The sequence below is a fragment of the Polyangium fumosum genome (genome assembly GCF_005144585.1).
Classification (GTDB): Bacteria; Myxococcota_A; Polyangia; order Polyangiales; family Polyangiaceae; genus Polyangium; species Polyangium fumosum.
Genome location: NZ_SSMQ01000066.1, coordinates 20,420 through 32,218, shown reverse-complemented (window position 1 = coordinate 32,218; position 11,799 = coordinate 20,420). Strand labels below are relative to the sequence as shown.

5 protein-coding genes are annotated in these 11,799 nt (G+C 66.5%); 3 read left to right on the top strand and 2 right to left on the bottom strand.

Annotated elements, in window-relative coordinates:
- Positions 1–156 precede the first annotated feature (156 nt).
- From E8A74_RS40720 to E8A74_RS40710, 3 genes are read left to right on the top strand one after another with little or no spacing between them, the layout of a single operon-like run.
- Positions 157–981 (top strand): aspartyl/asparaginyl beta-hydroxylase domain-containing protein, encoded by an 825-nt coding sequence (locus tag E8A74_RS40720; protein ID WP_232379967.1) that lies wholly within the window; start codon positions 157–159, stop codon positions 979–981.
- Complete coding sequence (locus E8A74_RS40715; RefSeq protein ID WP_136934520.1) at positions 978–2,384, top strand: hypothetical protein; 1,407 nt, start codon at positions 978–980, stop codon at positions 2,382–2,384. Before E8A74_RS40720 ends, E8A74_RS40715 begins: the two co-directional genes overlap by 4 nt.
- Positions 2,362–3,291, top strand: a complete 930-nt coding sequence (locus E8A74_RS40710; RefSeq protein ID WP_170229748.1) for a cupin-like domain-containing protein — start codon at positions 2,362–2,364, stop codon at positions 3,289–3,291. Before E8A74_RS40715 ends, E8A74_RS40710 begins: the two co-directional genes overlap by 23 nt.
- 7 nt (positions 3,292–3,298) lie before the next feature.
- On the opposite strand, the gene E8A74_RS40705 is transcribed toward E8A74_RS40710, so the two are convergent.
- Positions 3,299–4,207: a GNAT family N-acetyltransferase gene (locus E8A74_RS40705; protein WP_170229747.1), complete on the bottom strand. Its 909-nt coding sequence runs from the start codon at positions 4,205–4,207 to the stop codon at positions 3,299–3,301.
- Positions 4,204–11,793, bottom strand: a complete 7,590-nt coding sequence (locus tag E8A74_RS40700; protein WP_136934517.1) for a non-ribosomal peptide synthetase/type I polyketide synthase — start codon at positions 11,791–11,793, stop codon at positions 4,204–4,206. Before E8A74_RS40700 ends, E8A74_RS40705 begins: the two co-directional genes overlap by 4 nt.
- Between the last annotated feature and the right edge of the window lie 6 nt (positions 11,794–11,799).

The window sequence follows — 11,799 nt, the reverse complement described above, 5'->3', positions numbered from 1 at the left end:
CTGTTCGGGGACGACAAGATGGGACGCGGAGCGTAAGGAGGAATGGACATTGACCTGTCAGACGGAACTGATGTACACCAGCACCACCTGTTATCTCACAAAGATGGTTAGAACGAAATGAGCTTGCACTCTACGTCGGCCCGAGCCTTGGACGCCGTGTCGCAGTTGATGGAGGGGTTCCGGCATCGCTACCCCCCTTCGGAGCTTGCCCGTCTCGAGGAATGCCTCCGCATCAACTTCGGCGGAGCGCCGCTCCCGGAGCTGCCGACCTACCAACGTCCCAATCTTTTTTTCTTCCCGGGGCTCACGCGCACGCCCTACGTGGATCCCTTGGAGCACGTAACGTTGCGTGAGGCCGTGGAGAAGCTGGAGCGGGCGGCGCCCCGCTTGCGCGAGGAGTATCTGAAGGTCGTCACTCCAGAGGATTTGCGGCCCTATCTGGACGAGCATCCCGACCGCTTCGCGCACCTCCGGGCGCAGGACTGGGGCACGTTCTACCTGCAAGCGAAGGGCGGCGAGCGAATCGCGGAGAGCTGCGTGCGCAGCCCCCAATCCGCCGCGCTGCTGGATGAGCTGGAGCCGTACATGAGCCCGGGCGGCGCATTCCTCTTTTCGGTGATCGCTCCCGGCGTGAGCGTACCTCCTCATCACGACTCGGCCAACTTCAAGCTCACCTGCCACCTGGGCCTGATCATCCCGCCAGATTGTGCTATCCGCGTCGGTGGTGAGACGCGCGTGTGGGAAGAAGGTCACTGTGTTGTGTTTGACGATACGTTTCAGCATGAGGTATGGAACCGTAGCGACCAGCCGCGGGTGTGCTTGATTGTGGATCTCTGGCATCCGCTGCTCACAGCCGTGGAGCGTGAGGTGATTGCGACGCTCGCCCCGATCGTCGGGGAGCACGTAATGCAAGGCTTCCTGCCCACGTGGGCAGTGGACTCGATCGGTAGCTCGAGCAGCGCGGCAGGGGGTGGGGCGTGAGCGAACCCGTGCAGGATTTGACGGATCTGGACGAGGCCCCCTTCGGCCTGGAGTATGGACCGGCCGTGCGGGAGGCGCCGGAATATTTTTGGACGTCCTACTTGGGCACCCTCGTGCGTTATCGCGACGACGAGGCCCGTCCGCTCGGCGAGGGCACCGCTCCACGCAGGTATCTGGAGGGGGTGCCCATGGAGATGCGGACCTGCCCCTACGCAGGGTCGCGAAACAGGCATCCACTGCCCATGAATGTCTCGGCGTTGCGGCAGGTCACCCAGCACTGGAGCGAGGTGGCGGGAGGAATGGCCCTGCTGCGCGAACTTTACGTGAAGCACCGCGAGCGCGGGCGAGCCGAGGCTCCGCTGAGCCTCACGGACGTGTGGAAGGTGAGCCGCCTCGGATTGATGCTGCCGGCTTACCTGCTGCGGCGCGCCCACCATCCATTGGCGGACGGCGAGATCCCGGCCATGGCGGCGGTCATCTACAAGATCATGCTCGGCCTCAATCGAGTGGCGGACAACCAGGCGCTCATGGCGTTCGCCGCCGGCGTGTACGACAGCGTTTCTCCCCTGGATCCGGCGACCCTCTTCGCCTTCTCCGAGGGGAACGATCTCTTCATCGGCCGTCACAGCGTGTGCGCCGGGACGCCTGCCATGGTCGAGGAAACGTTTCGCATCATCCTCTATGGTCATTGCACGAGTGATTACGACACCGCGCTCATGGCTCGGCTGCTCGAGCCCGGCGCGTTGGAATATTTCAACCTGCTGATGGCGATGGACATCCACAAGTACGATTTCGGCCTGCGCTCGACACTGCAATCGTACGACCTGGCGCGGCTGGTGGATGCGCCTGGGTGGCAGGATATGGGCGCGCTGGCACAGGCGGCGATAGACTTCGATCAGCGTACCATGCAGACCAGCTCCCTGGCGCGCGAGGTGGCCTACGCGGGTTCTCAAGCGAGACAGCGCGTGCTGGAGGGGCTCAGGCAATTCCGTGACGAGCTCGAGGAGGAGCGCTTGAGCATGGGCGCCGAGGGGTTCGCCTGGGCGTATGCACGCGCAGAGTCGCTGGCCGTTCCCCCGCCCGGGCACGCGGAGGCGCTGGTCGCTTTTCTCGGCCGCTTCCGTCAAGATTCGCCTACGCTTCGCGCTTTTGCCGATGCGCTCGCGGACTATTTCGCCCTCGAGCGCGCTTCGCTGTGGCTCTTCGAGACGATGCAGCACCGCATCGACCTCGCCCTCGGCCACACGCCGACGCCGCTGCAGCTCGTGGGCGTGGACGTGCCGAAGATCTTCGGCCCCAAGCTACGCGACCTAGCCGCCGAGCTGTTCGGCTTGCAGATCGAGGTAACCTCGCAGGAAACGCTGCTTCGTAAGGATGGTCATGAACTCTCTCTTCGCTTCTGACGCGGGCTTTTCACACGAGCCTCCGCCAGCCCAGCCACTCGAGCGACTATCGGCCAGCGAAGCGGCTGCGCGGCTCGCACGCCCGGAAGGGAGGGAGCGGCCCTTCATCATTTCGGGCATGACTCGGTCGTGGCCGGCCTGCCGCCGCTGGTCGCCGACGTTCTTCAAGGAGCGCTACGGGGACCGGTCTATCGTGGTCGAGCGCTGGCGCAGCGGCGTCGCAACGACAGACCCCATGGCGTTTCTGCGCAACCGCTATTACAGCCGCGAGTCATTGCGTGCCGTCATCGAGCACATGGAGGCTGGGCTGGAAGCGCCGGGTAGCTGCTACATCACCTATGCCAACATTTTCGAGGACGCCCAGGAGCTCAACGCGGACATTGAGCCCCTGCACGAGCAGCTTGGCGTGCCGAACCATTATCCGGCACAACTGCGGCGGTGGCTGTGCCTGCGGCCCGGCTTCTGGCTGGGGCCCGCCGGCACCGTGTCGACCGTCCATTATGATCGGCACGAGAACTTCAACGTACAGGTGTACGGGCGCAAGCGGTGGACGCTTTTTGCGCCCGGGGACGCCGCCGCGCTGTACGCCAACTCCGCAGAGCTGCCCGTGGTCCTCTTCAGTCCGGTGGACGTGGAGCGGCCGGATTATGGCCGCTACCCGAGCTTCCGCCAGGCCCGGCCGCTGCAGGGCGATCTGGATCCAGGAGATGTCATCTTCGTGCCGTGCAGTTGGTGGCACCACGTGCGCGCACTGGAGATGTCGATTACGCTCAACTACTGGTGGTGGTCTGCGCGGGCCGCGTGGGCGGCGGCCCGGGTGGGCTATTTGCAAGCGCGGCGCCACGTGGGCCTGCGTATCGCGAGCGGCGGAGAGTCGGAGGACGCCGCCTCCATGCCGACGGAGTGATTCGAGATTACAGGAGCGGACCGCGGAAGATGATGGCGCCCGCGTAGGGCTTATAGCCCATCAACTCGTTGAGGTGCCGGATCGGGGCGTTCCCAACGATGTTCTCCGTCACCAGACGCCGGAAGCCAGCTTGCTTCGCGCCTGCCACTTGTGCACGCTTGAGCGCGCTGGCAATGCCCCGCCCGCGCCATGCACGCCGCACGCCCGTGAGGCTGTGGAACGCCACCCCATCTCGGCCACGTTGTAGCACAGCGTAACCCACCGCCTCCTCGCCATGTAAAGCGATGAACGTCAGGTCATGCGTGTGGATAGGCCTGTCCATGTCCGTGGCGAGCCATTCCTCGAAGGAGCCCACTTCATCCGCATCATCCACCGGCATGTCGGGAATGGCTTCCAGCGCCACTCGGTACATGTCGGGTAACAGGTCGGGCCGCTCCGCCCGGGTGACGATGGTGATGCCGGCGGGCGGCCGGATCTCCGGCATGGCTACGGAATCAAGCTCCAGTACCAGCTCGGCGTGGCGTCCCACTTCCTTGTAGCCGCGCCGCTCCAAGTAAGCGCAGGCATCCGCTAGACTCTCTTGGGCCTCGATCTCGAGCTCGTGTAACCCGAGCCGGCGCGCGTGCTCGGAAAGCTCGCGGTGCATGGCCGAGCCTACGCCTCGGCGCCGGTGCCCGGGCCGCACCCAGATGCTCGCCACCCCGCACGGCTCCTGACTTCCGCCGCCAGGAGGCCGGACGAAGGCGGCACCCACCGCCTGACCATCCAGCCGCAACACATAATCCCGTCGAGCTGCGTCGAGGCCGCGCAGATAACGTGCGTCCTCGAACGAGGGTATTCCCCACACGTCCGCAGTGTTCACAACGTCGACCCAATCATGAAGGGCCGCATCGTCTTCGATGAGTTCAATTTTCATTGTGGTGTTCCCTTTGTGACGAGGGCATAAGACTCGCGAAATTGACTGGCCAGATCCCCTAGCACGGTGCAGTAGCGCTCGGCCAGCTTTTCTATCGTAATACGCCGATGCAGGGCCTCGCTGTAGCGCCATTGTATTTCCAGACCTGTCTCGGCCTGCGCAGCGACGATGATCTGGAGCTGATGCGTGCGCGGTGAGACGGGGCAGCGATCCGGGCCGCTGGATTCGAGCGCCAGCTTGAAGCCGGCCGTTGCGACGGGGGGCTGCGCGCCGAGGTAATCGAAGCTCACGGTAGCGCAAGGTAGGGCGCGCGCTTCCCGCGCCACCTCCTGGTCCTGGCAGAGGTAGCGAAGTAAGCCGTAGCCAAAGCCGCGATGTGGCATGCGCTGCCGCCGTGCGTCCAGGGCGCGGAGGGACTCGAACGTGTCCCCCTCGGGCAGCTCCAGGCGGAAGGGGCTATCGCTCGTAAAGCAACCGATCGTGCGAGATACCTCCAGCCCCGTCAACGAGGCCTGTCGGCCATGGCGCCCCAGGTCGACAAGGACCGGCGCTCCGTCCGTGCAGGCGCAAAGCACCCGTGCCAGCGCCCACAGGAGCACGGACTCCACGTCCACCTGTAGCGTTGCGGGCAGATCGTGCACCAGGATGCGCGCGTCCGCGTTTAAGAGCCGCGCATACACGACGCGCAGCGAAGCCTCCGTGTTGGCGCCAGACGGAGTATCGAGCGGCAGGGCCGCCACCGGTCCGCCGAGCTCCTCCCGCCAATACTCGAGCTCGTGCCGAGCTTGCGCGCTTTCGCTGTAGGCCATGATCTGCTCAGCCCATGCATAAAAGGGGACTGTGGTCAGCGGCAGCCGTACAGGCTCACCTCGGCGGATCCAGCGATATGCTGCATGCAGATCCTCCAGCAGCAGCGTCCACGAGAAGGCATCCGCCACCAGAAAGTGGGCGATCACGAGCAGGCGCTGGCCATGGCTCGGGCCCAGTTCCATGAGCGTCACCTTCCATAGCGGCCCGTGCTCGAGGTGCAGGGTTGTCTGCTCCCGCGCAGCCGCCGCTTCGATGGCGCTCCCGAGCTCCGCGGTCGGTGTCGCGGAGAGATCGCTCCGGGAGAATGGGATCTGCTCGGCGGTCTCGACCGGGCTCTGGCGCATGCCATCCGCATTACGGTGGAAGCGCAATCGAAGCGCCTCGTGGTGCCGTTCCACCTGACGTACCGCCTCGCGGAGCGGTTCAGCGTCCAGTTCCTCCTCGACCTCCACCAGGAGTGCGCGGTTCCAGTGGTGCAGGTTTTCGTGCGGATGCTCGAAGAATCGCTGCTGTCCGGGCGCCAGCGGGAAGTCGGGGCCCGTCGGCGCCTCGGTCGTGGCCACCAGCGCGCGCTGCCCAATGTGCGCTGCAAGCGCGGCGATCGTGGGGCGCTCGAAGACGTCCCTCACGGAGAGCTGGAAGCCCTGCTCGCGGGCACGTGCCACCAGCCGGATGGCTAACAGCGAATCGCCTCCCACGAGGAAGAAGTCATCGTGAAGCCCGGCATGCTGCACCCCGAGAACCTCGCCCCAGATCCGGGCGAGCGCCCGCTCGACAGCGCCGTCCGGCTCCACCTGGGCATTGGGCTCCTGTTCCCTTGGCGGGAGCGAAAGCAGCGCCTGCCGGTCTGGCTTGCCGCCCGGCGTGCGTGGCATCTGCTCGAGCACGTTGAGGACAGCGGGCACGAGGTGCGACGGCAAGTACATCCGGACCCGTTCGCGCAGCACCTGCTCGGTGAGCGGTTCGGAAGCCACCGGCTCGACGAAGGCTTCCAATCGACCATCGCCCCCAGGGCCCTCACGGTACAATACGGCCGCCTCGGCCACCCCGGCCAACTGCCCCAGGGCGACCTCCACTTCCGCGAGCTCCACGCGGAAGCCGCGCACCTTCACCTGCCGGTCCATGCGCCCCAGGAATTCGACCTGCCCATCGTGCCGGTAGCGGCCTCGGTCGCCCGTCCGATAAAGCCGCGCGCCCGGCGTACGCGAAAAGGGATGGGGCAGAAAGGCCGCCGCCGTCGCGTCCGGACGTCGACGGTAGCCGCGGGCCAATCCCTCGCCACCCAGGAAGATCTCGCCTGCGATTCCAGGCGGTACGAGGCGGAGCTGGTCGTCCAGTACGTAGAGCTCGACGTTGGCGATGGGGCGGCCGATGGGGACGTTCGCCTGCGGCTCACGAGGCCCTGCAGGGGGCTCATGCAAGGTGGCGGTGATGGTGGCCTCGGTGGGGCCATAAGCGTTCATCCAGCGCACGTCCGGTGCAAGCTCGCGCCACGCGGCGAGCTTCGTGGCGGATACGGCCTGGCTGCCAGCGATCACAAGCCGCAGCGACGGCGGGGGAGCGCATGCAGGATCCCGCACGAGGGCCTCGACCCACGCATGCCAGTAGGGCGCGGGGAGGTTGGCCACGGTGATCCGCTCGCGTGCCAGAAAGCGCACGAACTCGGGGATGGGGGCGCTGAGCCGATCCGGCCACAGCACCACCGTCGCGCCTGCGAGCAGCGAAGGATACAGCTCCTCGATGGCCACGTCGAAGGCGAACGACGCAAATTGAAGTACGCGATCGCTGGGCCCCAGGCCATAATGCATCACCATGGCTTGGGCATGGTTGAGCAGAGCGCCGTGCGGGACGACGACACCCTTGGGCGTGCCGGTAGAGCCCGAAGTATAGATAATATAGGCCGCTTGTTCGGCCAGGGGTTGCTCCAGCCGGGGCGGCGCAGGCTCGTTGGCGAGCGCTTCTGCCACCACCTCCTCCGCGGCATCGATATGCACGGTGCGGAGCCTTTGCGTCGCGAACCGCTTGCTCAGGACCGTGTGCGTGATGAGCACGGACGCGTTGGCGTCCTCCAGCAGCAGCTCCAGCCGGGCGTCAGGATAGGCGGGGTCGAGCGGCAGGTAGCAGCCCCCTGTAGCGAGGGTGGCGAGCGCTGCCACAACAAACTCTGGCGAGCGCTCGAGGCACAGGCTGACGACAACCTCACGGGTGACCCCGAGTCCACGTAGCCGCTGGGCAAGCTGATGAACCTGGCTCCACAACTCGCCGTAGCGGAGCGTGCGCGCGCCATGCTCGATCGCCATCGATGCCAGGTGCTGCTCGGCGCGTGCGGCGAGCAGGGCCGGCAGGGGGCTCGCCGGTGTGGGCATCGATATGCCCCGGCAGCCCTCCAGCAGGAGCGGTCGTTCGTCCGCGGCGATCAGTGGCAGTTCGTCGACGGGCACGTCCGGCTCTCGGATCAGAGCCATCGTCGTCTGGGTGAAGCGCCGGGCGAGCGCGGCCACGGTGGCGGGCTCGAATAGATCTGCGCAATATTCGAATGCCCCGCTGTAACCTCGTGCATGGCGGGTAAGCACCAGGGTGAGATCGAATTGCGCCGTGCGCCCGGCGAGTGGCACGCGCTCGAGCTCCAGGTCGCCCACTCTCGTCCGCTCCAGCGTGCCCGCCTCGAGGGAGAACATTACTTGAAAGAGCGGCGTGCGGCTCAGATCACGCTGAGGCTCCAGGGCGGCAACGAGCTTTTCGAAGGGGACGTCCTGGTGGGCTTGGGCCCCGAGCGTGATTTCGCGCACTCTACGCAGGAGCTCGCTGCCGGTGGGGCGGCCCGAGAGGTCGACGGGCAGCACGAGGGTATTCACGAACATGCCGATGATACCCTCCAGCTCGGTGCGGTTGCGGCCCGCCACGGGAGTGCCCACGGTCACGTCCTTTTGGCGTGCGTACCGGCCGAGTAGCACGGAGAATGCCGACAGGAACGTCATGAAGGGCGTGAGCCCCTGGCTGCGGCTGAAGGCCTCCACCTCGTGGGTCTGCTCCTCGGAAAAGGCGAAGGTGTGCATGGCGCCGTGGAGACTCTGCGTGGCAGGTCGGGGCCGATCCGTGAGTAAATCGAGCGGTCGCAGGCCGGCGAGCTGCTGCCGCCACCATGCGAGCTGGGCCTCGAGCACCGGCCCTTTCAACCAGGCGCGCTGGCGGCGGGCGTAGTCTCCGTACTGCAGGGGCAGCGCAGGAAGCGCAGCTGCGCGACCCGTCTGCAAGAGCGCCATGTAGTGGGTCGTGAGCTCGTTGAGCAGCACACCCATGGACCAGCCGTCCGCCACCAGGTGGTGCATCGTGAGCATCAGCAGATGTTCCGTTGCGGATAGCACGATGAGAAGCGCCCGGAAGAGCGGACCTCTTTCGAGGTCAAACGGTGCCAGACTCTCCTCGAATGCGTGCTCCCGGGCGAGGACCTCACGCTCGGGCCGGTCGCGCAAATCGAGCCGACGGAACGAGACCTGTGACGGTGCGGTCACGTGCTGCACGGGCTCGCCCTCCACGATGTGGAAAGTGGTACGCAGCACCTCGTGACGACGGGCGACCTCCTCCAGGGCCCGCGAGAGCGCATCGCTGTTCAGCGGCCCGCGCAGAAGGACACATTGCGACAGATGGTGGGCAGCCGTCATCGGCAGGAGCTGCTCGATCACCCAGAGACGTTGCTGCGTGAAGGAGAGCGGATGGGTATCCTGTCCGCGCGGGCTTTCCTCGGGCTCCGCGTTCGGCGCCGCAGGTTCGCTGTTGGTTGAGATTCGGCGTGCGATGCCCGCGATGGTGGGCGTGTCGAAGAGCTCTCGCATCGATAGCGCAGGGGCCATGGTCTCGCGCAGGCGGGCCAGGAGCTGCGTGGCCAATAACGAGTCGCCGCCGAGGGCAAACAGGTCGTCGTCCACGCCGATCTCGGCATAACCGAAGCACTCGCGCCAGATGTCGGCTACGCGGCGTTCGATCGCGGTGCGCGGCGCGACGTAAGGCACCTCTAGCGGAGGTCGCGCACGTCCCGAGGGGTCTCGTGGCCCTGAGGCGTGATCTTCGGGCTCTGGCCGTGCCGCGGCAGGTGGGGCGATACGCGGTCCGCGCGGCGGATCGATCCAGTAGCGGCGGCGTTCGAAGGGATACGTGGGTAACGAGACGCGACGCGGCGGGGCGCCTCCGTGATAGCCAACCGGATCCACCGGCACGCCCTCGGCCCAAAGCCTGCCGAGCGCCTCCGTGGCGACGTGCAGGTCTGTCGTGCTCGAATGCCGCAGGTACATCAGCGATACGACCGGCTGCGTGGACGGACGCTCGGGGTGGCGGAGGGCAAGGGTAGAGAGGGCGTTGCCAGGCCCGACCTCCAGCAGGACCCGGTCGGGCTGCTGGAAGAGTTGTCTTAATCCATCGCCGAAGCGCACCGTTTCGCGCAGGTGGCGGGTCCAGTAGTGCGGGTCGGTGGCATCCTCCGGGCGAATCCATGTGCCGCTGAGGTTGGAGATGAAGGGCACCGTGGGCGGGCGCAGGCGAAGACGGCGGAGCTCGGCGGCAAAGGGCGCCAGGGCCGGCTCTACCATCCACGAGTGGAATGCATGTGACGTGCGCAGCAGCGTGCTGTGCACGCCGCACGCGGCAAGCTGCTCCCGAAGCTGGTCCAGGGCCTCGTGAGGGCCAGCCGCTACGCTCAGCGAAAGGCCGTTCACTGCGGCCAGCGATAGCTGCGGGCCGAGCAGCGGCTCGAGCTCGTGCGCGGGCAGCTGCACCGAGAGCATGCCGCCCGTCGGAAGCCGCTGCATCAGCGCGCCGCGCATGGCCACCATCCGCAGCGCGTCCTCCAGGCTGAACACCCCCGCGCGATACGCAGCGACGTACTCTCCCAGGCTATGGCCGATCATCGCGGCCGGCCGTACGCCCCAGCGCTCCAGCAAATCCGCCAGGGCAACCTCGATCGTGAAAAGCGCCGGCTGGGCCAGCCGCGTCTGGAGAAGTTCCGCCTCGGCTTGCTCGCGGCGCGCAGGTTCGGGGAACACCGTGGCGCGCAGGTCCATGCCGTCCAGATGCAGCCGTAGCAGCTCGGCGCAGCGATCCACCTGCTGGCGGAAGACGGGCTCCTGCTCGTACAGGCCGCGCGCCATGTTCACGCGCTGCGCGCCCTGCCCAGGAAACAGAAAGACCACCTCGCGGCGGGTGGACTCCTGCACCGCGGTGTACACTCGGTGTGGCGCCGCGCCCTCGAGCGCGGCGACCGCCTCCGTGAGGTCCTGGCACACGAGCGCGCGGCGGTGTGGAAAGAGCCGGCGTCCTGCCATGAGCGTGTGGGACACTCCTGCGAGATCCAGCTCGTGGTGGTGCATGTACTCTGCCAGGCGGTGGCTCATTCGCTCCAGCGCGGACGTGGAGCGCGCCGAGAGCACCAGGAGCCACGGTCGAGCCGGGAGCGCTGGCTCACGAGGCAGCGGGGGCGCCTCCTCCAGCACGACGTGCGCATTGGTGCCGCCGATGCCGAAAGAGCTCACTCCGGCGCGGCGAGGAAAGCCCGGGGTACGCCATTCCGTGAGCGCGGTCTGCAGCCGTAGCGGTGAACGCTCGAAATCGATGTTTGGATTTGGAAATTCGAGGTGCAGGGTGGGCGGGAGCTGCCGGTGCTGGAGCGCGAGCACCGTCTTGATGAGGCCTGCTACGCCGGCAGCCGCGTCCAGGTGACCCAGGTTGCCCTTCACCGATCCGAGCGCGCAAAAGCCTTTCGACTGGGTGCGACGCTGGAACGCTTGGCAGATGGCAGCGACTTCGATGGGATCCCCCAGGGGCGTCCCGGTGCCGTGGGCTTCGATGTACGTGATGGTCTCCGGATCCACCTCCGCCATCGCCTGCGCCAGCGCGATGACCTCGGATTGGCCCTGCACGCTGGGGGCGGTGAAACCTGCCTTCTGCGCCCCGTCATTGTTGATGGCAGTGCCTCGAATGACGGCGCGGATGGGATCTCCGTCGGCGAGCGCGTCCACGAGCCGCTTGAGCACCACGACGCCCACGCCATTGCCTTCCACCGTGCCGCGGGCACGTGCGTCGAAGGGGCGGCAATGCCCGTCCGGTGAGAAGATGCCCCCCTCCTGGTAGAGGTATCCACCTGCCTCGGCTGCGCGCAGCGTGACGCCCCCGGCGAGCGCTACTTCACATTGCCCCGCGAGCAGATGCAGACAGGCCAGATGCACCGCGACCAGTGAAGTCGAGCAGGCCGTCTGCACCGCCATGCTGGGGCCACGTAGATCGAGCTTGTAGGAGAGGCGCGTCGTCAGATAGTCGCTGAAGCTCCCCATCGAGAGCTGCAGGATCTGCTCGGGCGGCAGGCCGTAGGCGGCCTGAATATTGAGCAGGTAGCCGCTCGTGCCCGCACCGGCGAAGACGCCGATGCGACCGGGGTAGCGGCTCGGATCGCAGCCGGCATCCTCCAGCGCCTCCCAGGCGCACTCGAGGAAGTGCCGGTGCTGGGGGTCCATCAGCTCTGCCTCGCGTGGCGTGCAATCGAAGAACTCCGCGTCGAAGCTGGCGACACCATCGATCATGCCCGCGGCGGGTACGTAGTTCGGATCACGGAGCATCTGCGCATCCACGCCCGCGCGCAGCAGCTCCTCCTCCTTCCAGACGGAGATGGACTCCACACCCTTATGAAGGTTTTCCCAGAACTGTTCGGCGCTGCGCGCCCCGGGAAAGTGCAGCGAAAGACCAATGATAGCGACGCCTTCGGTGGCGAAGTCGTTATGCTGATCCGTCATAGGGGA

Coding starts and splice junctions, on each gene's coding strand:
- E8A74_RS40710 (WP_170229748.1), top strand. CDS start 2,362: ATGAACTCTCTCTTCGCTTCTGACGCGGGCTTTTCACACGAGCCTCCG.
- E8A74_RS40705 (WP_170229747.1), bottom strand. CDS start 4,207: ATGAAAATTGAACTCATCGAAGACGATGCGGCCCTTCATGATTGGGTC.
- E8A74_RS40700 (WP_136934517.1), bottom strand. CDS start 11,793: ATGACGGATCAGCATAACGACTTCGCCACCGAAGGCGTCGCTATCATT.